The 23,000-nt window shown below is 42.6% G+C and carries 18 protein-coding genes; 7 read left to right on the top strand and 11 right to left on the bottom strand.

Features of this window, described 5'->3' with window-relative positions; translation table 11 throughout:
* Positions 1-46: 46 nt before the first annotated feature.
* Entirely contained in the window at positions 47-2,152 is a 2,106-nt protein-coding gene (gene recG, locus GTQ34_RS02825; protein WP_166522240.1) for an ATP-dependent DNA helicase RecG, read from the top strand.
* A 53-nt stretch (positions 2,153-2,205) separates the two neighbouring features.
* On the opposite strand, the gene GTQ34_RS02820 is transcribed toward recG, so the two are convergent.
* Positions 2,206-3,318, bottom strand: a complete 1,113-nt coding sequence (locus GTQ34_RS02820; RefSeq protein WP_166522239.1) for a DUF2911 domain-containing protein — start codon at positions 3,316-3,318, stop codon at positions 2,206-2,208.
* A gap of 419 nt (positions 3,319-3,737) precedes the next feature.
* On the opposite strand from GTQ34_RS02820, the gene leuC reads away from it, so the two are divergent.
* From leuC to leuB, 4 genes are all read left to right on the top strand, one after another.
* Positions 3,738-5,150, top strand: a complete 1,413-nt coding sequence (gene leuC, locus GTQ34_RS02815; RefSeq protein ID WP_166522238.1) for a 3-isopropylmalate dehydratase large subunit — start codon at positions 3,738-3,740, stop codon at positions 5,148-5,150.
* Between the two features lie 89 nt (positions 5,151-5,239).
* Complete coding sequence (gene leuD, locus GTQ34_RS02810; protein ID WP_166522237.1) at positions 5,240-5,836, top strand: 3-isopropylmalate dehydratase small subunit; 597 nt, start codon at positions 5,240-5,242, stop codon at positions 5,834-5,836.
* A gap of 23 nt (positions 5,837-5,859) precedes the next feature.
* Positions 5,860-7,377 carry an alpha-isopropylmalate synthase regulatory domain-containing protein gene (locus GTQ34_RS02805; protein WP_166522236.1) on the top strand — a complete coding sequence of 506 codons (1,518 nt, stop codon included), beginning with the start codon at positions 5,860-5,862 and terminating at the stop codon, positions 7,375-7,377.
* 9 nt (positions 7,378-7,386) lie between these two features.
* The gene (gene leuB, locus GTQ34_RS02800) at positions 7,387-8,445 is read left to right on the top strand and encodes a 3-isopropylmalate dehydrogenase (RefSeq protein ID WP_166522235.1); all 1,059 of its coding nucleotides are present in this window, start codon (positions 7,387-7,389) and stop codon (positions 8,443-8,445) included.
* A gap of 12 nt (positions 8,446-8,457) precedes the next feature.
* Here the strand turns inward: leuB and GTQ34_RS02795 are convergent, their stop codons facing one another.
* From GTQ34_RS02795 to GTQ34_RS02755, 9 genes are all read right to left on the bottom strand, one after another.
* The gene (locus GTQ34_RS02795) at positions 8,458-10,032 is read right to left on the bottom strand and encodes an NADP-dependent glyceraldehyde-3-phosphate dehydrogenase (RefSeq protein ID WP_166522234.1); all 1,575 of its coding nucleotides are present in this window, start codon (positions 10,030-10,032) and stop codon (positions 8,458-8,460) included.
* Positions 10,033-10,081: 49 nt separating this feature from the next.
* Positions 10,082-11,557 carry a ketol-acid reductoisomerase gene (gene ilvC / locus GTQ34_RS02790; RefSeq protein ID WP_166522233.1) on the bottom strand — a complete coding sequence of 492 codons (1,476 nt, stop codon included), beginning with the start codon at positions 11,555-11,557 and terminating at the stop codon, positions 10,082-10,084.
* Between the two features lie 31 nt (positions 11,558-11,588).
* A complete protein-coding gene (gene ilvN, locus GTQ34_RS02785; RefSeq protein WP_166522232.1) occupies positions 11,589-12,113 on the bottom strand; it encodes an acetolactate synthase small subunit in 525 nt (174 codons plus the stop codon).
* Positions 12,114-12,149: 36 nt separating this feature from the next.
* Positions 12,150-13,883 (bottom strand): biosynthetic-type acetolactate synthase large subunit, encoded by a 1,734-nt coding sequence (ilvB, locus tag GTQ34_RS02780; RefSeq protein WP_166522231.1) that lies wholly within the window; start codon positions 13,881-13,883, stop codon positions 12,150-12,152.
* Positions 13,884-13,930: 47 nt separating this feature from the next.
* Positions 13,931-15,607 carry a dihydroxy-acid dehydratase gene (ilvD, locus tag GTQ34_RS02775; RefSeq protein WP_166522230.1) on the bottom strand — a complete coding sequence of 559 codons (1,677 nt, stop codon included), beginning with the start codon at positions 15,605-15,607 and terminating at the stop codon, positions 13,931-13,933.
* A 256-nt stretch (positions 15,608-15,863) separates the two neighbouring features.
* Positions 15,864-16,706: a 5-oxoprolinase subunit C family protein gene (locus GTQ34_RS02770; RefSeq protein WP_166522229.1), complete on the bottom strand. Its 843-nt coding sequence runs from the start codon at positions 16,704-16,706 to the stop codon at positions 15,864-15,866.
* Entirely contained in the window at positions 16,699-17,433 is a 735-nt protein-coding gene (gene pxpB / locus GTQ34_RS02765; protein ID WP_166522228.1) for a 5-oxoprolinase subunit PxpB, read from the bottom strand. The genes GTQ34_RS02770 and pxpB overlap by 8 nt, the downstream gene beginning before the upstream one ends.
* The gene (pxpA, locus tag GTQ34_RS02760; RefSeq protein WP_166522227.1) at positions 17,430-18,173 is read right to left on the bottom strand and encodes a 5-oxoprolinase subunit PxpA; all 744 of its coding nucleotides are present in this window, start codon (positions 18,171-18,173) and stop codon (positions 17,430-17,432) included. Before pxpA ends, pxpB begins: the two co-directional genes overlap by 4 nt.
* A gap of 5 nt (positions 18,174-18,178) precedes the next feature.
* Entirely contained in the window at positions 18,179-19,375 is a 1,197-nt protein-coding gene (locus GTQ34_RS02755) for an Nramp family divalent metal transporter (protein WP_313790406.1), read from the bottom strand.
* Between the two features lie 181 nt (positions 19,376-19,556).
* On the opposite strand from GTQ34_RS02755, the gene GTQ34_RS02750 reads away from it, so the two are divergent.
* Complete coding sequence (locus GTQ34_RS02750) at positions 19,557-20,000, top strand: hypothetical protein (RefSeq protein ID WP_166522225.1); 444 nt, start codon at positions 19,557-19,559, stop codon at positions 19,998-20,000.
* 319 nt (positions 20,001-20,319) lie between these two features.
* A complete protein-coding gene (locus tag GTQ34_RS02745) occupies positions 20,320-21,438 on the top strand; it encodes a pyridoxal phosphate-dependent aminotransferase (protein ID WP_166522224.1) in 1,119 nt (372 codons plus the stop codon).
* 2 nt (positions 21,439-21,440) lie between these two features.
* On the opposite strand, the gene GTQ34_RS02740 is transcribed toward GTQ34_RS02745, so the two are convergent.
* Positions 21,441-22,976, bottom strand: coding sequence for a YifB family Mg chelatase-like AAA ATPase (locus GTQ34_RS02740; RefSeq protein ID WP_166522223.1), 1,536 nt, complete (start codon positions 22,974-22,976; stop codon positions 21,441-21,443).
* Positions 22,977-23,000 lie beyond the last annotated feature (24 nt).

Here is a 23,000-nt window from a genome sequence, read left to right as displayed (position 1 = left end):
CGGTACATGCTATCAAAAGTCTTTCCAAATTACATATTTTAGTTTGATGAATCCCAATTTTCTGCAAACTCCGGTTGCTTATTTGAAAGGTGTTGGCCCTAATCGTGCCGAAACCTTGAAATCAGAATTGGGCATTGAGACCTATCGAGACCTCCTACATCTGTTTCCCAATCGATACTTGGACCGCACCGCTTATTATAAGATCAACCAATTACATGCCAGCGGTGCCGATGTACAGGTAATTGGAAAAATTGTTCACATCAAAACGGTGGAACAACGTCGTGGGAAACGTCTGGTGGCCACCTTTATGGACGATACCGGTGAAATGGAGTTGGTTTGGTTCCGTGGGCACAAATGGATACGGGAAAATTTGAAAATCAACGAACCCTATGTCGTTTTTGGCAAAGTCTCCAAATATGGTAAAACTTTTTCCATGCCGCATCCCGAAATGGAATTGTTGGCCAAACATGAACAGGGTTTAAAAATTGCCATGCAACCCATTTATCCATCCACCGAAAAACTTAGTGCCAAAGGAATTACCAATCGGGTTTTGGGAAAGATGATGCAACAATTGTTTCTGGACTCCCAAGGGAACTTTCCAGAGTCTCTTTCACCAAAAATTATTGAAGAACTGCGCCTGATATCAAAAAGTAAGGCCCTTTTCAATATCCACTTTCCAAAAGACCAAGAGCTATTGGCCAAAGCAAGGTTTCGGTTAAAGTTTGAAGAGCTCTTTTATGTTCAGCTACAATTGATTTCCAAAAAAATGTTGCGCAAACAGAAGATAAAAGGCCTCCCTTTTGACCAAGTAGGTGAAAAATTCAACACATTTTTTAAAAAACACCTGCCTTTTGAACTGACAAAAGCCCAGAAAAAAGTGATAAAAGAAATTCGTGCGGATTTGGGCAGCAATGCCCAAATGAACCGTTTATTACAGGGGGATGTCGGTTCTGGAAAAACTATTGTGGCGCTGATGTGTATGTTACTGGCCATTGACAATGGGTTTCAAGCCTGTTTAATGGCCCCTACGGAGATATTGGCCAATCAACATTATAATGGATTGAAGGAACTTTTGGGGAGCATGGAACTCAAAATTGCACTATTGACCGGTTCCACAAAAAAGTCGGAACGCACCCTGCTGCACAACCAATTGGAAAATGGGAATTTGAACATTTTAGTAGGAACCCATGCCGTTTTGGAAGATAAGGTACAATTCAAAAATCTTGGATTGGCCATTGTGGATGAACAACATCGGTTTGGGGTGGCCCAGCGTTCTAAGCTTTGGCATAAAAACCAGATACCTCCCCACATTTTGGTCATGACCGCCACTCCGATCCCTAGAACCTTGGCGATGAGCCTGTATGGGGACCTGGATATTTCTGTGATAGACGAACTCCCTCCAGGAAGAAAACCCATCAAAACGGTGCACCGATTTGATAGCAATCGATTAAAGGTGTTTCGGTTCATCAAGGATGAAATCAAGAAAGGTAGACAGATTTATATAGTCTATCCCCTGATTCAAGAGTCGGAGGCCTTGGATTTTAAAGATTTGATGGATGGCTATGAAAGCATCGTTCGTGATTTCCCGATGCCGGACTATCAAATATCCATTGTCCATGGTAAGATGAAACCCGCCGACAAGGATTATGAAATGGAACGGTTTGTAAATGGTGAAACACAAATTATGGTCGCCACTACGGTAATCGAAGTGGGTGTGAATGTGCCCAATGCTTCGGTGATGATTATTGAAAGCGCAGAACGGTTTGGATTGTCCCAATTACACCAGCTACGCGGTCGCGTGGGACGTGGGGCCGAACAGAGCTTCTGTATTTTGATGACAGGAAGTAAGCTCTCTGAGGATGCCAAGACTCGTTTGCAGACCATGGTCCGTACCAATGACGGCTTTGAAATTGCAGAGGTAGACCTAAAACTGCGCGGGCCCGGGGATTTGATGGGCACCCAGCAAAGTGGGTTGCTCCACCTAAAAATTGCGGATATCGTTAAAGACAATCAAATCTTAAAAACGGCTCGGTATCACGCGATCCAATTATTAAAAGAAGACCCCAACTTGGAAAAACCCGAAAATTCCCCCATTAGAATTGCTTACACCAAGATGATGCAGAGTGCAGTGATTTGGGGGTATATCAGTTAAAAAACCCAGCAAATGCCGGGCTTTCTAAACAACAATTATTTATAGAATAAGTCTTAGTTGATTGCTTCTCCTTTTTCGGCCTTGGCCAAATTAGCTGCTACCCTATCCTTATTGGCTTGTGCCGGCGCATTTTCCATGGCCATTTTTAAATGTTTTACTGTGGATTTGTGGTCACCAACAGCCGAATATCCTCTGGCCAAGCCATAATGTACAGGCCAAGTGTCTTTATGGTTTTTGGCGTTCCACTTAAAGATTTCCAAGGCTTTATCGGTCTGGCCTTGTCCAATCAACTGTCTTCCATAGCCATGCACTTGAAAAACGGTCCCCAAGGGCAGTGCCTCCTGCATTAGGGCGTCCGCTTCTGCGGCCTTGCCCTGCTTGGCCAAAATTTGGGATTTTATACTCAAGTTGTTAAAGGTTTTCTGGCTAAAAAACTGTCCCGCAATGGCTGCGTCAACCCAACCCATTGCTTCGTCCAGGTCCCCATCGTTGTTCAGGGCAAAATTGGCGGCCTGCTCCCAGCTTTGTCTTGCAAACCCTGGTGTTGTCTGCAATTGTTGACGGATTTCGGCCAATACATTGTTGGTGACATCAGTTTCCACTTTAAATGGAATTTGTTTCTTTTCCCAGTTCAATGAGACCACAGCAGAATTGGCATCCACATCGGTGAACATGTAGGTCAATTGCTCCACATGGGATACTTCTGTAGTTTCAACGTCTACTCGGAGTGCATCGTCAGCGGGGTCATAAAAAAAACTTCCCCAAGCATCATGATTCTTTGAGAAAATAACCGTGGCGGTATTGTCCTCATTGACTATCATGTGCAAACCATACTTTCCAGCAGGAAGGGTCTTTCCACCAATGGTAAGGTCATGACTCGTCTTAAAAATGGTGTTTTCATTGGCCCCTGCCCTCCAAGGAGATTCTGTTGCAGTGCCAAACCCAAGGTTGTTCATACCATAGGGAACCAGGGCGCCCCAAATTTCACGATCATTCACACTGGGTCTTGAGTAGACCACTGTAACATCGGTGTTACCGATACGCTGGGAAACTTTGGCCACTTGGCTACCTCTAGGTAAAAAGTTCAATTGGGCAACGGCTGAGCCCGATACAAAAAATAAGGCAATAAGAATCTTAGCCGTTAAGGCTGAATAATTTTTTTTCATGGTTCGTTCTTGATTAAATTAATGAATAAACTATTAGGTTGTCTTCTCCGAAAGTAGGCCGCTTCTAATTTCAAAAGCGTTACAGCAATGTTAAATAACGCTTGAACATGTTAAATTTCAAGGATTTAAAGAAAATCTTAACAGAAAGGAAGTTGTACAAAAACAAATCCTATCGAACTAGTGGGTAACATTTGTTCGGAACATGGTTTACCAATATAACCGGATCATAACATTGGTGTCTGATATTGAGTGAATCAATTTATTGGAATTTGTTCCCAAAATCTTAGTTGTACCGATGGTATTCGATAATTAAAAAAGGTTCAAATTAATATTGAACATCGTAATTTTCTTCATTAGTAAAAACAACTTTTTTATGACAAGTTTTACTTTTGTTTGCTTACAAAATATTCATTTAGAAAATGAGCAAGACACTATTTGATAAAGTTTGGGATTCCCATGTGGTGCAACACATTGAAAATGGCCCGGATGTGCTGTTCATCGACAGGCATTTGGTGCATGAGGTCACAAGTCCCGTAGCTTTCTTAGGATTGAAGAACAGAGGAATCAAAGTATTGTACCCAGAGCGGACTTTTGCGACTGCCGACCATAATACTCCCACACGTAACCAACATTTGCCGGTTAAGGATAAGTTATCGGCCAATCAATTAAAGGCACTGGAAAACAATTCCAAAGAGCACGGCATCCCCTATTGGGGTCTTGGTCACGAAAAAAATGGGATTGTCCATGTTATTGGTCCTGAAAACGGTATTACCGTTCCTGGCGCTACTATAGTTTGTGGGGATTCGCATACCTCTACCCATGGGGCTTTTGGTGCCATTGCATTCGGCATAGGTACCAGTGAGGTGGAAATGGTGCTTTCTACGCAATGCATCATGCAGCCAAAGCCAAAAAGCATGAGAATCAACATAAATGGTAATTTAAACAGAGCTGTTACTCCAAAAGATGTAGCCTTGTTCATAATTTCAAGATTGACCACTTCTGGTGCCACGGGGTATTTTGTAGAATACGCAGGGGATGTGTTCAAAAACATGTCCATGGAGGGCAGGATGACCGTTTGCAACCTCAGTATTGAAATGGGTGCGCGTGGCGGTATGATTGCTCCAGATGAAACTACTTTTGAATACATAAAAGGTAGGGAATATACGCCCCAGGGAAAGGATTGGGACAAAGCCAAGAAATACTGGCAAACACTTTATTCCGAAGATGATGCCGAATTTGATAAAGAACTTTCTTTTGACGCCGCTGAAATTGAACCTATGATCACCTACGGAACCAATCCCGGAATGGGTATCGGAATTCAAAAGGGTATTCCTTTCGCAGAAAACGTAGAAGGTGGCACCGCTACCTATAAAAAATCGTTGGCATATATGGACTTCAACGAGGGCGATGCCATGATTGGAAAACCCATTGATTTTGTCTTTTTGGGAAGTTGTACCAATGGAAGAATTGAAGACTTTAGGGCTTTTGCATCCATAGTCAAAGGCAGGAAAAAAGCAGACAATGTAACCGCATGGTTGGTGCCAGGATCGCACAAAGTGGAAGAAGCCATAAAAAAAGAGGGTATTTTGGACATCCTAAACGAAGCGGGCTTTGAACTTCGAGAACCTGGATGCTCCGCATGCCTGGCAATGAATGATGACAAAATCCCAGCAGGAAAATACGCTGTAAGCACCTCCAACAGAAACTTTGAGGGAAGACAGGGCCCTGGAGCCAGAACCCTTTTGGCAAGTCCTTTGGTAGCAGCTGCTGCCGCTGTTACAGGCAGGGTTACGGACCCAAGGGAACTCATGGAAGCATTACAAGAAGCGTAAACAATGTACAATTAGCAATGACCAATTTTTCAAACATCACTCTTGCTTTAATTGTTAATTGTAAACTGATAATTGATAACTGACAAAAAATGGCATACGATAAATTCAACATATTGAAAAGCACAGCGGTACCCTTGCCTATTGAAAATGTGGATACCGATCAAATTATACCTGCCCGTTTTCTAAAAGCGACCGAGCGCAAGGGCTTTGGGGACAACCTATTTCGTGATTGGAGATACCACCCTGACAATACCCCAAAAGAACAATTTGTATTGAACAATCCTATCTATAGCGGAAAAATATTGGTCGGGGGTAAAAACTTCGGTTCAGGCTCTTCAAGGGAACATGCCGCATGGGCGATTTACGATTATGGTTTTCGCTGTGTGGTTTCCAGTTTTTTTGCGGATATCTTTCGAAATAATTGTTTGAACATCGGAGTGCTTCCGGTGCAAGTAAGTCCAGAATTTCTGGATAAAATTTTCAAGGCCATAGAATCAAATCCGAAAACCGAATTGGAGGTTAGTCTTCCTGAGCAAACCATAACCATTTTGGAAACAGGAGAAAGCCAAAGCTTTGGCATAAATGATTATAAAAAACAAAATATGCTCAACGGTTTTGATGATATCGACTATTTGTTGAACATTAAGAAAGACATTGAAAAATTTGCTGAGGACACTCCGCTCTAATTACCTCGCAAGGGCTAAAGAAAATGAAAAAACGAACCATTGAAATAATGGACACCACGCTCCGAGATGGTGAACAGACTTCCGGGGTATCTTTTACTGCTTCTGAAAAACTGACCTTGGCCAAGCTCTTGTTGGAAGAACTCAAGGTCGACCGCATAGAAGTGGCCTCTGCCCGTGTTTCCAAAGGAGAGTTTCAAGCAGTGAAAAGCATTATGGAATGGGCTCGTGAGACTGGTCGAATCCATCAGGTTGAGGTGTTGACCTTTGTCGATAACGGTGCCTCTATTGCTTGGATGAAAAAGGCAGGAGCACGAGTGCAAAACTTGCTGACCAAAGGCTCATTGAACCATCTAACACATCAACTAAAGAAAACACCTGAGGAGCATTTTGAAGCCATCTCCCGAGTAATTGAAATTGCACAAAATGAAGATATTGAAACCAATGTATATTTAGAGGATTGGAGCAATGGCATGCGCAATTCTCAGGAATACGTTTTTCAATTCTTGGACTTTTTGGCCCAACAGCCCATCAAACGCATTCTGCTTCCTGACACTTTGGGAATCTTGACCCCTTCGGAGACTTTTGACTACATCAAGAAAATAATTAACAGGTATCCAGAGACACATTTCGATTTTCATGGACATAATGACTATGATCTTAGTGTTTCCAACGTGATGGAGGCATTAAAAGCGGGAGCACATGGACTGCATTTGACTGTAAATGGAATGGGAGAACGTGCGGGCAATGCTCCCCTCGCCAGCGCTATAGCGGTCATTAACGATTTTCTTCCTGGAATTGAGACTACAGCGGTAGAATCCTCGCTTTTCAAAGTAAGCAAATTGGTATCTACTTTTACAGGATTCGGCATTCCTGCCAATAAACCCATTGTTGGAGGTAATGTTTTTACGCAAACGGCTGGTATACATGCAGATGGAGATAATAAAAAGAATCTTTACTTTAGCAATTTAATGCCGGAACGGTTTGGCAGAAAACGGAAATATGCGCTTGGAAAAACTTCGGGAAAAGCAAATATTCTTAAAAATTTACAGGAATTAGGGTTGACCCTAAATGATGAAGAGGTACAGAAAGTAACGGAACGTATCATTGAATTGGGTGACCGCAAAGAGAAAGTAACTACGGATGATTTGCCCTACATCATTTCAGATGTTTTGGATAGCACTTCATTCAAACAAAAAGTTTTCATCAAATCCTATGTTTTGACCCACGCTAAGGGATTGTTGCCCTCCTCTACCCTTTCCATAGAAATTGAAGGTGACAGTTATGAGGAGCATGCACAAGGTGATGGTCAATTTGATGCCTTCATGAATGCCTTGAAAAAAGTATATGAAACCCGAGGAAGCAAATTACCCAAACTGGTGGACTATGCGGTACGAATCCCTCCAGGAAGTAGTTCGGATGCGCTTTGCGAGACCATGATTACCTGGAGGACCGGAAAAAAGGATTTCATGACTACTGGACTTGATTCCGATCAGACGGTTTCTGCCATAAAGGCAACAGAAAAAATGCTTAATATAATCTAACCAAGCTATATGAAATTGAATATTGCCTTATTAGCAGGTGATGGCATCGGTCCAGAAGTAATAGACCAAGCAGTAAAAGTATCCGATGCAGTGGCAAAAAAGTTTGATCACCAAATAAAGTGGACTTCAGCACTCACCGGAGCAGCGGCGATAAACGCCGTTGGTGATCCCTATCCTGATGAAACCCATGAAATCTGTGTGAAGGCCGATGCCGTTCTTTTCGGTGCCATTGGCCATCCTCGATTCGACAACGACCCTTCGGCCAAGGTACGACCAGAACAGGGACTATTGAAAATGCGCCAAAAACTTGGCCTGTTCGCCAATGTCCGCCCCACCTTCACTTTTCCCTCGCTAATGGACAAATCTCCTTTAAAACGAGAACGTATTGAAGGAACGGATTTGGTTTTTTTGCGAGAGCTGACCGGAGGCATCTATTTTGGCAAACGAGGTCGAGAAGACAACGAAAATACCGCTTACGACACCTGTACTTATACCCGCCATGAAGTGGAGCGGTTGGCCAAGAAAGGATTTGAAATGGCAATGCAACGCTCTAAAAAGCTCTGCTGTGTTGATAAAGCCAACGTTTTGGAAACCTCTCGACTGTGGAGAGAAACAGTGCAAGCCATGGAAAAAGAGTATCCAGAAGTTGAGGTATCCTATGAATTTGTAGACGCCGTTGCCATGCGTTTGGTACAATGGCCCAATGAATATGACGTATTGATCACCGAAAATCTCTTCGGAGATATTTTAACGGATGAAGCTTCAGTGATATCGGGCTCCATGGGGTTGATGCCATCTGCATCCGTGGGTGATAAAACATCCTTGTTTGAGCCCATTCATGGTTCCTATCCACAAGCTGCTGGCAAGGACATTGCCAATCCATTGGCCACTGTGCTTTCAGCTGCTATGATGTTCGAAACCGCTTTTGGCCTTACCGAAGAAGGCAAAGCTATCCGTGCAGTAGTCAATAAATCCCTGGCCAAAGGCATCGTAACCGAAGATTTGGCCGATGGCAATAAAGCCTACAAAACCAGCGAAGTCGGGGATTGGTTGGCAGCGAATCTTTAAGAATCGAAATGCCTACAGAATGTAATCCGTACTCAAAAAGTTGCTCACTTTAGCTTCTAGTAATTGCTCTACGGTTTCGTTGTTCAAATCATTGTCCTTAAAGGCCACAAAAGTACGTATGGAAAATGAGCGGAGTGCATCGTGGACACTTAATGTGGCTTGTGCAGAGTCTTTTCTCCCAGTAAATGGGTATACATCAGGACCCCGCTGACAAGAGCTGTTCAAATTGACCCGACACACCAAATTGGCAAGGGTATCGATTAGTGGCGACAGGGTATATACATCTTTCCCAAACAAACTTACCTGCTGTCCATAGTTGGATTCCGCCATATCATCAAGAGGTTCTTCAATATCCTTGAATGAAAGCACGGGAATTATGGGGCCAAACTGTTCCTCTTGGTATACCTTCATATCCTTTGAAACAGGATACAACACGGCAGGCCATATGTAGTTATCAAAATGTTTTCCCCCTTTTTTGTTCATTAGCTTAGCTCCTTTGGCTAGAGCGTCATCCAATAGTTCTTGGATATAGGCTGGCTTATCGGGTTCGGGAAGTGGGGTAAGCTGTGCTCCGTCATCCCAAGGATTTCCAAATTTCAGCTTATCCACCTTTTCGGCGAAGCGTTTTAGAAACTCCTCTTTTAAGTCTTCATGAACATAGATCACCTTAAGTGCCGTGCAGCGCTGTCCATTAAAAGATAATGTCCCCGATATGCATTCATTAATGGTCAAATCTAAATCGGCATCGGGCAATACAATGGCCGGATTTTTTGCTTCAAGCCCCAGCACAAGTCTTAATCTATTGCTTTTGGGATGCTGCTCCTGCAGAGCATTAGCCGATTTGCTATTGCCAATTAGTGCTAGAACATCAACCTTGCCTGTTTTCATGATGGGGGCCGCTACGGCCCTTCCTCTTCCAAACAATACGTTGACCACTCCTTTTGGAAAGCTGCTCTGAAAAGCTTCCAAAAGTGGCGTGATCAATAAGACCCCATTTTTGGCCGGTTTAAAAATGGTCGTATTCCCCATGATTATGGCCGGAATTAAAAGTGCAAAGGTTTCGTTCAAAGGATAATTGTAGGGTCCCAAGCAGAGCACCACGCCCAAAGGCCCTCTTCTTATATGGGCATATACCCCATCATGTTTTTGAAACTTGGCGCAACTTCTGTCCAACTGTTTGTATTCTTCAATAGTATCATAGATGTACTCCACCGTACGATCAAACTCCTTGTACGAATCAGGTTTGGACTTACCGATTTCCCACATCAAAAGCTTTACCACTATTTCCCGCTTTTGCTCCATCTTTTTCACAAAAGCCTCCATACACTCAATGCGGTCCTTTACCTTCATGGTGGGCCAAACCCCTTGTCCTTTGTTATACGAAGCCAAGGCAGCATCCAACGCTTCCATTGCCTCAGGTTCACCCATATTGGGAATACTCCCTAAAACAGTATGTGCATATTCCTTCGTGGATGAAATCGTGGATATTACTGGTGAAGTTTCTCCGGTCCATTGGCGTAATTCCCCGTTGATCAAATATGTTTTCTGGTGTATTTCTTCAGCAATCTGGAATTCTTCTGGTATCATAAGAAATTAGTATCAAGGTTGAAATCGCCCAAAATAGAGTTTAAGTTATTTAGACGATAGGTTTCATGGCAGTCATCGAAGCACGTAAACGGGCGCCGACCACTTCAACATCGTGTTCGCGTATCGCCTGGTTAACGGTTATAAGTTTAATGTTATCCACGCCATTGTCCTTGCCTTTGCCATACGTTTTACCAATAATGTCCGTATCTACATGCTTCATGAAATCCGTCAGCAGGGGTTTGCAGGCATGGTCGAAAAGATAACAGCCATATTCTGCCGTATCTGAAATGACACGATTCATTTCAAAAAGTTTCTTTCTGGCAATGGTGTTGGCGATTAACGGTGTTTCATGCAGTGACTCGTAATAGGCAGATTCTCCAATAATTCCCGATTCCGTCATGGTCTCATAGGCCAACTCGACACCCGATTTTACAAAGGCAACCATCAAAACACCATTATCGTAATACTCCTGTTCGGAAATTTCCATACGGCCTGCAGCTGTTTTTTCAAATGCAGTTTCACCCGTTTTCGCCCTCCAGTCCAACAAGTTTTTATCGCCATTGGCCCAATCTTCCATCATAGTTTTTGAGAAATGACCACTCATTATGTCATCCATATGCTTTTGGAACAGGGGTCGCATAATTTCTTTGAGTTCTTCCGCCAAATCAAAAGCTTTTATTTTGGCAGGATTGGACAAACGGTCCATCATATTGGTGATTCCACCTTGTTTTAAGCCCTCAGTGATGGTTTCCCAACCATATTGTATCAATTTGGAAGCATAGGCTTCATCGATTCCCTTTTCCACCATTTTGTTGAAAGAAAGAATAGATCCTGTCTGAAGCAAACCACATAGAATGGTCTGTTCACCCATCAAATCGGATTTTACCTCTGCCACAAAAGACGATTCCAAAACGCCTGCTTTATGTCCACCCGTTGCGGCGGCATAAGCTTTTGCCTGTGCCAACCCTTTCCCCTCTGGGTCGTTTTCTGGATGAACCGCAATTAGTGTGGGCACTCCAAAGCCGCGTTTGTATTCTTCACGCACTTCCGAGCCAGGGCTTTTCGGTGCAACCATAATAACAGTAAGGTCTTCACGAACCTGCATACCTTCTTCTACAATATTGAACCCATGGGAATAGGACAAGGTTGCCCCATTTTTCATCAAGGGCATAACCATGCTCACTACATTGGTATGTTGTTTATCTGGGGTTAAATTAATGACCAGGTCGGCGGTGGGTATCAACTCGTCATAGGTTCCCACCACAAAATTGTTTTCTTTGGCATTCTTAAAGGATTGCCTTTCTTGCTTAATAGCTGCTTCCCGCAGCGCATAGGAAACGTCCAAACCTGAATCGCGCATGTTTAAACCCTGATTCAAGCCTTGTGCGCCACAACCTACTATTACTATCTTCTTTCCTTTTAATGCCACAACACCATCTGCAAATTCGCTGGCATCCATAAACCTACATTTACCGAGTTGTATTAATTTTTCACGAAGTGATAGTGTGTTGAAGTAATTTGTCATTTTCTAAGTATGATTTTAACGATATTGTTGGTTAATCTTGAAATTCTGCCAATATTTCTGAAATAGGCATGGTAGCCTTGGTAACGGTAATCCTACCAGATCGGACAAACTGCATTATTCCATAGGGTTCTAAAGCATCATGCATTTCATCTATTTCATGTCGACGCCCAGTTTTGGCCAGCACAAAAAATTCTCGGTTCACCGTAACTATTTGTGATTTGCTTTCCTTGATAATATTTTGGATTTGTCGCTCATCAAACAAAAGGTGCGATGCTATTTTGAACAAGGCAGATTCTTGAAAAATTGTTTCCTCATCTGTATGGTAAAAAGCTTTGATGACCTCTATTTGCTTTTCTATCTGGTTCACAATTTTTCTCGTCCAATCTTCCGTGGTATAAATTACAATCGTAAACTTTGAAACATTCTCAATTTCTGATTTTGAAACATTTAAACTTTCTATATTAATGTGTCGCTTTAAGAATATTCCTGATATTCTGTTCAATAACCCCACATTGTTTTCGGAGTACACCGAAATGGTATACCATTGTTTTTCCATAGTGTCTTTGCTTGATGTCATTTACGAAAAAGCTGATTATTTTAATCTGATATCTGCTACAGAAGCCCCAGATGGGATCATAGGGAAAACGTTATCTTCTTTTTCCACCCGAACCTCTAAGAAGTAAGGATCCTTCGAAGCTATCATTTCTTGTACAGCGTCTTTCAGGTCTGTTCGTTTTTCTACCCTTCGGGATTTGATATGGTAGCCCTCCGCTATCTTCACAAAATCTGGATTGGTCATTACGGTAGAAGCGTAACGACTTTCGAAGAATAATTCCTGCCACTGGCGTACCATACCCAAATGATCGTTGTTCAATACCACAATCTTTACGGGTACGTTATGCTGAAAAATCACTCCAAGTTCTTGAATGGTCATTTGGTAGCCCCCATCTCCAATTATGGCAACAACTTCACGGTCCATAGCGCCCATTTTTGCACCAATGGCCGCGGGCAGGGCAAAGCCCATGGTTCCCAATCCACCAGAGGTGATGTTGCTTTTTGATTTTTTGAACTTGGCATATCTACAAGCAATCATTTGATGCTGCCCCACATCGGTCACAATCACTGCCTCGTGCTTTGATGCTTCATTGATTTGTTCGATTACCTCCCCCATGGTTAACCCAGGTTTCGTGGGGTGCAAATCATTTTTGATTACTGCTTCAAACTCTTCTTTATGCTTCTTATCAAATTCTGCCTTCCATTCCTTATGCTCATTTTCTTTAATCAACGGAAGCAATAAAGACAACGTTTCCTTGCAATTACCCAGAAGAGCAATATCCGGTTTCACGTTTTTCCCTACTTCAGCGGGATCAATTTCAAAATGGATTACTTTGGCCTGCTTCGCGTAGGTGTCCAAATTGCCCGTCACCCTATCGTCAAAACGCATTCCAATAGCAATGAGCACATCACATTCATTGGTAAGGACATTTGGGCCATAATTTCCGTGCATTCCCACCATACCCACATTCAAGGGGTGGTCCGTCGGCAAAGCAGATTCTCCCATGATTGTCCATGCAGCCGGAATTCCTGCTTTTTCTACAAATGCTTTCAATTCTTCCTCCGCCTCACCTAAAATAATCCCCTGACCCCAAACGATGTATGGTTTCTTTGCCGCATTAATCAAAGCGGCGGCAGCGGTAATTGCTTCCATATTCGGTTTTGGAACAGGCTTGTAACTTCTTACTCCAGAACACTTTTCATAGGCAAAGTCCAATTCGTCGAATTGGGCATTCTTAGTAATATCAATTAAAACAGGCCCGGGTCTGCCTGATTTTGCTATATAAAATGCCTTGGCCATTATTTCTGGAATCTCGTCGGCTTTCGTAATCTGATAATTCCATTTCGTTACCGGAGTGGAAATACCAACGATATCTGTCTCTTGAAAAGCATCGGAACCTAATAAATGTCTTGGCACTTGTCCTGTAATACAGACTATTGGTGTGGAATCAATCTGGGCATCGGCCAATCCGGTCACCAAATTCGTGGCCCCTGGTCCTGAAGTAGCCATGGCGACACCGACTTTTCCCGTCACCCTAGCAAATCCCTGGGCCGCATGTGTAGCTCCTTGTTCATGACGAGTCAAAATATGGGTAAGTCTGTCCTGAAACTTATACAGCTCATCGTAAACCGGCATAATGGCACCACCTGGGTAACCATAAATAAGGTCCACCCCTTCCGCTAACAAACAATGTATAATGGCCTCGGCACCGGTTATTCGCATGCCCGCTTCTTTTTTCTGTTCTTTTTTTTGTGCTTTCAATGTTTCCATAAGCCTGTTTTAATTTGAAAGACCCCCAGCCCATCGAGGAGTTGGTGCTAAATCATGTCGGTAACACACCCTTTGGAGGCTGATGAAACCGTTTTGGCGTATTTATATAAACTTCCTCTCTTAACTTTCAGTGGTGGTTGCTCCCATTTTTGTTTCCTTAGCGCCAGCTCTTCTTCCGACACTTCCAGATTAATTGTATTTTTTACGGCATCAATGGTGATTTTATCACCATCCTGTACCAGAGCTATTGCTCCACCCTCTTGCGCCTCTGGAGAAACATGTCCTACGACAAATCCATGTGATCCACCAGAGAATCTACCATCAGTAATTAAGGCAACGTCATTTCCCAAACCTGCTCCCATAATGGCGGATGTTGGTTTCAACATTTCGGGCATGCCCGGTCCTCCTTTTGGGCCTTCGTAGCGAATCACCACAACATCTCCTTTTTGTACTTGGCCATTTTTAATTCCCTCATTAACCGCTACTTCCCCATCAAAGACTTTTGCGGTACCTGTGAAATTCAATCCTTCCTTTCCAGTAATCTTAGCAACAGCTCCTTCAGAGGCTAGATTCCCGTAAAGAATTCTTATATGCCCGGTTTCTTTGATGGGTTCGTCCAACGGTTTAATGACATCCTGACCTTTACTTAAATCAGGCACATCCAATAGATTTTCTGCCAGGGTTTTGCCCGTAACGGTCATACAATCACCATGAAGCATTCCCTTTTTCAACATAAATTTCAATACTGCCGGAACTCCACCTACCTTGTACAAATCCTCCATTACATATTTTCCGCTTGGTTTTAAATCTGCCAAAAAGGGTGTATTATCACTTATACGGGTTATGTCCTTCAATGTAAAATCGACTTCGGCAGCATGGGCGATTGCCATAAAATGCAATACGGCATTGGTGGACCCCCCCAGCACGGTAACCAATCGAAACGCATTTTCTAGGGATTCCTTGGTTACGATGTCCCTTGGCTTGATATCTTCTTTCAACAAATGCAAAAGGGCAGCACCCGCTGCCTCACAATCAGAACTTTTATTAGAGTTTTCCGCCGGAATAGATGAATTAAAGGGAAGGGCCATACCCATAGCTTCAATAGCTGAGGCCATAGTGTTGGCTGTATACATGCCACCACAAGCGCCAGCTCCTGGGCATGCTTTGTGGATTACGTTTTTATATTCAGCTTCATCCATGGAACCCGCCACTTTTTGCCCCCACGCCTCAAACGCGGAAACCACATCCAATTTTTTGTTGTTATGGCAGCCAGGGGCAATGGTTCCTCCATAAACCAAAACAGAGGGTCGATTTAATCGCAGTTGTGCCATTAGAGCACCAGGCATATTTTTATCACATCCCACAACGGTAACCAATCCATCGTAACTCATGGCCTGAACAACGGTTTCCATAGAATCCGCTATAATGTCTCGTGAAGGCAAAGAATACCGCATACCAGGTGTTCCCATGGAAATGCCATCGCTTACACCTATTGTATTAAAAATAAGCCCTACCAAATTTGTCGATTCCACACCTTTTTTAACTTCCAGCGCCAAATCATTCAGATGCATATTGCAAGGATTTCCCTCATACCCCGTACTGGCAATGCCAATAAAGGGTTTCTTTAAATCGTCATCAGAAAGTCCCAATGCATGCAACATGGCCTGTGCGGCCGGCTGCGTAGGGTCTTGGGTTACACTTTTGCTGTATTTGTTCAATTCCATTTTCAAAGGTCATTCTAGAGTGACATCCCCAAGGGGATATTCCATACAAATTCAAATATAAATGTTTAAAAAACTGTTTTTTTTCTGCTGATCTGTGTGCGCTAGATTCATTTAAAATGATATCTATTTATCTATCTGTTTTTCAGTATTTTATATTGAAAAAAATCCAATATTCATTTAAGTGCGGAATCAAAAGGAGAGAACATTAATGCTCATTCACATTGTTTTTTTATAAAGGTTTTGCAAGAAAGAATAGCTACTTCAGAAGTTCAAAGGAAATGGTATCTCTTGACTTTTTTTGTGCCAAACCACAAATGGATTCTTCTGAGAGCTGCAATATGCGAGGATACCCTCCGGTGGTTTGGCCATCTTTCATTAAGATGATGATTCTTCCTGAGGGAGTAAGTTGTACCGTACCTGGTAAAGTTCCAGAAGTCAACATGGAATAGGTATGACCTTTTATCGTCTCAGCAAGCTGATAGGCCATTCGATTGTTCTTTTTGGAAATTGAAAATGGTTTTGAAAATATGGATGCCAATTGTGCATCTGTAAGAAGTTCAAATTCTGGTCCTTTATAAACTGTAAGCTTATGCTGGTCTGAAAGGCTCTCAACTTTTATCTCCGAAAGTGTTGGCATATATTCTTTAGTCTCCTTGTATGGAATTTCATCCCTATCCTTTAAACACTTCGTTTTGGTCACAGGAAAATATTGGGAACCGCTGCCCAGCACTTTTTCCGTTTCAAATCCTTCCTTTACGGCTAAATAGCTTCTAAAACCATCCTTTAACTTTCCAAACGTCAGAACATCGTCCTTCACTACTTTGATCACCTTATAATTTGCAATCGGTTCATCGTTTAAGGACGGAGACATATCGGCCCCAGCGATACAGATGTATGTGGGCGCTTCAAATTGTAATGTTGGCCCGGTCATAGTCATCTCCATAACGGCTACATCAGGATTGTTTTCCAATAAATGGTTTGCCTTCTCCACAGCGGCTGAGTCCATGGTACCGGATACTGGCACTCCCAGATCCCTATAACCAAACCTGCCCAAATCTTGAATGGTTGTGAAAAAGCCGGCTTTTAATACTTTAACCATTCAATGGAGTCTTTTTCAGTTGATAAATACCTACTTCCGCCTCAATTTTATGTAAATCGTATTCGGCTTTCTCTATTCGAAGGAATTGGACCTTGTCGCCAACGCTAACCATACACGGTTTCTCTTTTTCCGGATTAAAAAGGGAAATGGGGCAATTACCGATAATATTCCATCCTCCAGGTGATTGTTGTGGATAGATTCCCGTTTGCTTTCCAGCGAGTCCTACCGAGCCTTTTGCGACCTTTAAACGAGGTTCAGCCCTTCTGGGGACCTCTAAGCTTGATGGAAGACCTCCCAAATACATGAACCCTGGTAAAAATCCTATCCCATACACCGTATATTGGTATGAGGTATGCTGATTAACCAGTTCATCGGTAGATAGGTTCAGTCGTTTTGCAACTTCTTCAAGGTCAATTCCAAATTCCAGATCATAACAAACCGGGATTTCCCAGAGATAGCTTTTTACTTTGGTTTTGGACATATCCCTAGTAGCCAAATATTGTTCTATCTCCTCTTTTGCTGTATCGAAATCAATAAGGCCTCTATTGTTTATTAAGGTCAGGGAGTTGTAGGCCACGACTGTTTCCCAATCCGAGGCATTTGTTGCCTTAAAGTGTTCCACAAAACCAAGGATGTCATACAAGATGTCCTCCTCTACCCTGTTGGGCCATTCCAGTAGCACGGCGTATTCTCCAAAAGGCTTAATGTTGATGGGGTAGCTTTTCACTTTTGTAGTTGTACCTGATGATTGGGCAATTCTTTGGAAAGATACATCAATATTTCCAATGCGGAGACCGTGTCACCGTGCACACAATATGTTTGGGCTTTTATTTCTTTGATATTTCCAGTAACGGTCACCACCTGATTTTGCTTGATCATGGGAAGTATGTGTTTTAGGACTTTGTCTGGTTCTTGAATGAGGGCATTTTCTTTTTTTCGGGACACCAACTGTAAACCTTCGGTATAATTTCTATCGGCGAACGCCTCGTACCAAAACGAAAAACCCAAATCTTTCGCAATTTTTGCAATTATCGAACCATAGGGGACATAAAGCAATGTTTTCTCTTTATAAGTTTTTAGAGCTTCCAAATAAACCTTGGCCAAATGAACCTCCTTTGCTGTTTGGTTATACAGGGCTCCATGGGCTTTGATGTGGTGCAAAGAACACTTCTCTCTTCTCAAAACACGCTCAAAGTCCGCCATTTGTTGCCGAATGCTGTCTTTTAAAGCTGAATCTGATAATTTTATGACTTCTCTCCCAAAATTCTGTTTATCGGGATAAGAGGGATGGGCACCTATTTTTACTTCATACCGTTTCGCCAACCTCACAACCTCAGTCATAGATTCGATATCACCGGCATGTCCTCCACAAGCGATATTGCATGAACTGATATGCGGAAACAGCAATGTTTCATTTCCAATACCTTCACCTACGTCACAGTTAATGTCGATTTGCCAGCTTTTCATTTCCTCTAAAACAACCCTATAACCTTAAAAATGCTTTTGATACCCAAAAATAATGTGAACACAACAATGATCAACCCAAAAATGTTTTGAGCAGTGCTATTACGAAATTGTCCCATAACCGATTTTCGGTTCACCATCCAAAGCAGTAGTATGGCCATCACGGGAAGTAAAACTCCGTTGGCGACCTGTGCAAATTGAATGACTTCAATGGGTTTTATGTCAAAAGAAAGGAAGAAAACACCAAAGAACAATACTACGGCCCAAACCATCCTAAACCGTTTATCCTGCATATTCGCATTCCATCCAAAACAGCTACTGGCCACAAAAGCTGCAGCCAAAGGCGCGGTTATCGCAGATGTAATTCCAGCTGCTAAAAGCCCGATGGACATGATATACGTCGCCATTTTACCAAACAAGGGTTCTAATCCCCGAGCCATATCTGCAGCTCCAGTAACCTCTTGAATGGGCGCTGCGGAAGCTGTAATCAGTATGGCCATAGATACCAAACCACCAAGAGAAACTGAAATTATCGTATCCCATTTTACCGATTTCAACGCTGTTTCAGATTTCCATTTTTCCTTTACCAAGGATGCGTGCAAAAAAAGATTGTAAGGTACCACCGTGGTCCCAACCAAAGCGATTACGGTCAAAAGACTTTCTGTTGGCAATTGGGGCACCAAGGCTCCTTTCAGAATTGCCATAGCGGATGGCTTTGCCAATAAGGCACAAATGACAAAACAAAGTCCCATGGTAGCGACCAGACCAATAAACACTTTTTCCAACATTTTGTAGGTGCCCATCCAGAGTAAAAAAAAGGTCAAAATTCCAATTATTAAAGGATTCCAAGCGGTTAATTCTTGATTTTGAAACAATTGTGCCAAACCTAGGCTTGCACCCCCAATATTGCCTGCTTCATAAGCGGCATTACCTACAAGTATGGCGGCCAAAATTATGATAATGACCGTATTTCTTAGCCATGGGTTTTTCAATTCCTTCTTTACTACGCCGGCCAATCCTCTTTGAGTCACCAGACCTACTCTGCTGGCCATGCCCTGAAGTACAATGGTTGCAAAAATCGACAAAGTCAACGCCCATAAAAGGGTATAACCAAACCGAACTCCCGCCAAGGTGCAAACTGTAAGAGTGCCAGGCCCCACAAAGGCTGCAGCTATCAAAATACCAGGGCCAATTTTTTTAAAGATTCCCATGTTTTCCTCTATCCACTAAAATCGAATCATTTTGTAATAATACATGCATTTCGTCTAAAAAAATGCATTTCGTCTAAAAATAGGGTGTTTTGAATCCACATTTTATACGAATATGAAAAACCAGAAGTTATAATAATCCCAAATCAAACTATTGACCTAAGCTTGACTAAGACTTATGACGTGTAAGGACTGTGACAAAAACATAGGACGCCAAGAATACGAGTCTTCACAGAATTCTCTTGGAGTGGAATTATGCAAAAAACATACATCGCTCATCAAAAAAGTAATTCTTGAAAACAATACTCCTTTAGAGGCCATACACCTGTTTTATGCCCTAAAAGCAGCAGGTGCAAACCCCATGTTAGAGTGGTGGGACGGAAAAAAATCGGTAGACATTGCCATTTCGCGCGTAAAATTGAACATTGAGATAGATCGAGATTATGCCACCATAACCCATGAGCAGGCCATCAGTGATCTTGAACAGGCAATGCAATCTTTTCAAAATGGATTTACTACAATCCGAATACCCAATATTGCCGTAAAATACTACCTGAAAGATACCGTGAACAACATCTTGGGAATTATTGAAGGCCTAAAAGCAAATATTAAGGTAGTCTAGACTGCACAAAATTTCTTCCGATTGCGTATCTTTCTGTAATCATGCAATCTTCATGAAGTATTTCGACTAATTTCCTATTTGAGAAATCGCTAATTATCAGTGAATTTGGGGCAGATTTCAAAAGAAATAGGCACGTAGATAAACTGATGCCGTAGTCCGGAAAATAGAGCAAGATCTTTGTGAAGAAGCACTTAACGTCTTGATCGTGTATTAAAAATTGTGTGGACATTCCCCCAGTCTTTTCCGATTTTGAAAGTTTAAGTGGACAACTATCCACGGTTAAGGATGTGCGGAATCAAAAAATAAAAGAAAACCAATTATGAACACTATTAAAAGAAGGGAGTGGCTTAAGACCATAGGTTTGTCAACCGGGTTCACCCTACTGGGCGCGCTGGACGGCTGGAGTGCTGAAACCGAAAGAAATTTTATCGCTTCCACAGAAAATCCAATTGCAAAGTTAAATTCAAATGAAAACCCCTATGGGCCATCAAAATTGGTGAGAGAAGCAGTCACAAAGGCTTTTGACAAAGCTTGTAGATACCCCTCCGTAGTATTTAGGCCGTTATTGGAAAAAATTGCTGAAAAGGAAGGTGTGACCACCGACCATATCGTCGTGACAGGCGGTTCTACTGAAGGGCTAAAGGCTGCGGGATTGACTTTTGGAAATGGTGGAGGAGAAATAATCGCTGCAGACCCTACCTTTCAGGCGATGCTACGATATGCCGAAGGGTTTGGCGCTTATGTACATCGAGTGCCTGTTGACCAAAACATGGGGCACGATTTAGAGGCGATGGCTAACAGAATAAACAATAAGACGAGCCTGGTCTTTATCTGTAACCCCAATAACCCTACGGGCACCCTGATGGATAAGAACCAACTAAAAGATTTTTGCAGTACCGTTGGCAAGGAGACCATGGTTTTTAGTGATGAAGCCTATTACGATTTCATTATGGAGCCTGATTATCCTTCCATGGTCGAGTTGGTAAAAAAAGGAATGAACGTTATTGTGTCGAAAACCTTTTCAAAGGTTTATGGGTTGGCGGGAATGCGAATTGGATATTTGGTTGCAAGACCTGATTTGGCTTCGAGGTTGCGTAGAAATATTATGGCCATGACAAACGTACTTGCCATTGAAGCGGCAAAAGAGGCTTTGCAGGATGAGGCTTTTTATAAATTCAGTTTGGTTAAAAATATGGAAGCCAAAAAAGCCATATATAGCTGTTTGGACGATTTAAAACTAGAATACGTTCCCTCACACACAAATTTTGTATTCTTCAAAACCGGCAGACCCATTTCTGAGATGATTATTGAAATGAAAAAGCACAATGTTTTGATTGGCAGACCTTTTTCGCCATTCTATGAATGGGCGCGCATAAGCACAGGTACCCTGGAAGATATGGAGCGATTTGATTCGGCTCTGCGAAAAGTGATGGGGTAGCCTTATCCCAACCAACCTTCTCTATCCAAGCTTCTATATTGAATAGCCTCGGATATGTGAGCCTGTGAAATATTGTCATTCCCTTCCAAATCCGCAATGGTTCGGGCTACCTTCAATATTCTATCGTAGGCCCTAGCGGAGAGATTAAGTCGCTGCATAGCGTTTTTAAGTAAGGTCTTGCATGGTTCATCCAATACACAGTGCTTTCGAATAAGCTTGGTCCCCATTTGGGCATTATAGTGCACCCAATCAATCTGTGAAAACCTATGGGATTGTATTTTTCTGGCTGAAATAACCCGTTTTCGTATGTCCAGACTGCTCTCTCCCTTTCTTTGGTCGGACAATTTTTCAAAAGGAACGGGGGTGACTTCAATATGGATATCAATTCTGTCCAACAGCGGACCGGAAATCTTTCCCAAATAGCGTTGCATTTCTGCTGGCGAGGAGGTCACCGGGGCATCGGGGTCATTAAAATATCCTCCCGGACTTGGATTCATGCTGGCAACAAGCATAAAACTACTGGGGTAAGTAACGGCATATTTGGCACGGGCTATGGTCACTTCCCTATCTTCCATGGGTTGGCGCAATACTTCCAATACCCGTCTTTCAAACTCGGGCAGTTCGTCCAAAAACAACACTCCATTATGTGACAAAGAAATCTCTCCCGGCTGCGGATAACTTCCGCCTCCGACCAAAGCGGCACTACTAATGGTGTGGTGTGGACTTCGAAAAGGCCTTTGATTCATTAGCCCCATATTGTTTACCTTGCCCAATACGCTGTGAATTTTGGTAGTTTCCAGGGCTTCTTGTAACGTCATCGGCGGCAGAATAGAGGGCAGCCGTTTTGCCAACATGGTTTTCCCAGCTCCCGGAGGTCCAATTAAGATGATGTTGTGCCCTCCCGCTGCTGCAATTTCCATACAACGTTTTATGGTTTCCTGCCCCATAACATCGGAGAAATCAAATTCGGGATAATCCGATAAACGGTTAAATTCATGCTCAACTTCAATTGTAGTCTGATCAAGAGGCTTTTCCGTATCGAAAAAAGCTATGACCTCTTCAATATTGTTTACACCATAAACGCAAAGTCCATCCACCACGGCAGCCTCCTTGGCGTTTGCTTCGGGTAAGATCATTCCTTTAAACCCCTCTTCCTGGGCTTTTATGGCAATCGGCAGTGCTCCTTTTATAGGCTGTACACTTCCATCCAAAGAAAGTTCCCCCATAATCAAGTAATCTGCAATGTTTTTGGATTTTATTTGGTCAGAGGCCGCCAATATGCCCAAAGCCAAGGGCAAATCATAAGCTGAACCTTCCTTCCTCAAATCGGCAGGGGCCATATTGATGGTTATCTTTTTGCCAGGAATCTTAAATCCGATATTCTGAAGGGCCGCGGCAATACGAAAATTGCTTTCTTTGATGGCATTATCGGGCAATCCTACCAAATGATAGCCAATACCCCGGTCCACGTTTACCTCTATAACAATAGTAGTGGCCTCTATACCAAATACAGCACTCCCATAAACTTTTATAAGCATAGGTTAAGCGAGAAATGTTGTTAA

Source organism: Flagellimonas ochracea, assembly GCF_009903685.1.
Taxonomy (GTDB): domain Bacteria; phylum Bacteroidota; class Bacteroidia; order Flavobacteriales; family Flavobacteriaceae; genus Flagellimonas; species Flagellimonas ochracea.
The sequence above is the reverse complement of the archived record's forward strand: the minus strand, read 5'-3'. Positions and strand labels throughout refer to the sequence as shown.

Excerpts from the sequence above, each read along its gene's own strand:
- recG (WP_166522240.1), top strand. The coding sequence starts at position 47 with ATGAATCCCAATTTTCTGCAAACTCCGGTTGCTTATTTGAAAGGTGTT.
- GTQ34_RS02820 (WP_166522239.1), bottom strand. The coding sequence starts at position 3,318 with ATGAAAAAAAATTATTCAGCCTTAACGGCTAAGATTCTTATTGCCTTA.
- leuC (WP_166522238.1), top strand. The coding sequence starts at position 3,738 with ATGAGCAAGACACTATTTGATAAAGTTTGGGATTCCCATGTGGTGCAA.
- leuD (WP_166522237.1), top strand. The coding sequence starts at position 5,240 with ATGGCATACGATAAATTCAACATATTGAAAAGCACAGCGGTACCCTTG.
- GTQ34_RS02805 (WP_166522236.1), top strand. The coding sequence starts at position 5,860 with ATGAAAAAACGAACCATTGAAATAATGGACACCACGCTCCGAGATGGT.
- leuB (WP_166522235.1), top strand. The coding sequence starts at position 7,387 with ATGAAATTGAATATTGCCTTATTAGCAGGTGATGGCATCGGTCCAGAA.
- GTQ34_RS02795 (WP_166522234.1), bottom strand. The coding sequence starts at position 10,032 with ATGATACCAGAAGAATTCCAGATTGCTGAAGAAATACACCAGAAAACA.
- ilvC (WP_166522233.1), bottom strand. The coding sequence starts at position 11,557 with ATGACAAATTACTTCAACACACTATCACTTCGTGAAAAATTAATACAA.
- ilvN (WP_166522232.1), bottom strand. The coding sequence starts at position 12,113 with ATGGAAAAACAATGGTATACCATTTCGGTGTACTCCGAAAACAATGTG.
- ilvB (WP_166522231.1), bottom strand. The coding sequence starts at position 13,883 with ATGGAAACATTGAAAGCACAAAAAAAAGAACAGAAAAAAGAAGCGGGC.
- ilvD (WP_166522230.1), bottom strand. The coding sequence starts at position 15,607 with ATGGAATTGAACAAATACAGCAAAAGTGTAACCCAAGACCCTACGCAG.
- GTQ34_RS02770 (WP_166522229.1), bottom strand. The coding sequence starts at position 16,706 with ATGGTTAAAGTATTAAAAGCCGGCTTTTTCACAACCATTCAAGATTTG.
- pxpA (WP_166522227.1), bottom strand. The coding sequence starts at position 18,173 with ATGAAAAGCTGGCAAATCGACATTAACTGTGACGTAGGTGAAGGTATT.
- GTQ34_RS02750 (WP_166522225.1), top strand. The coding sequence starts at position 19,557 with ATGACGTGTAAGGACTGTGACAAAAACATAGGACGCCAAGAATACGAG.
- GTQ34_RS02745 (WP_166522224.1), top strand. The coding sequence starts at position 20,320 with ATGAACACTATTAAAAGAAGGGAGTGGCTTAAGACCATAGGTTTGTCA.
- GTQ34_RS02740 (WP_166522223.1), bottom strand. The coding sequence starts at position 22,976 with ATGCTTATAAAAGTTTATGGGAGTGCTGTATTTGGTATAGAGGCCACT.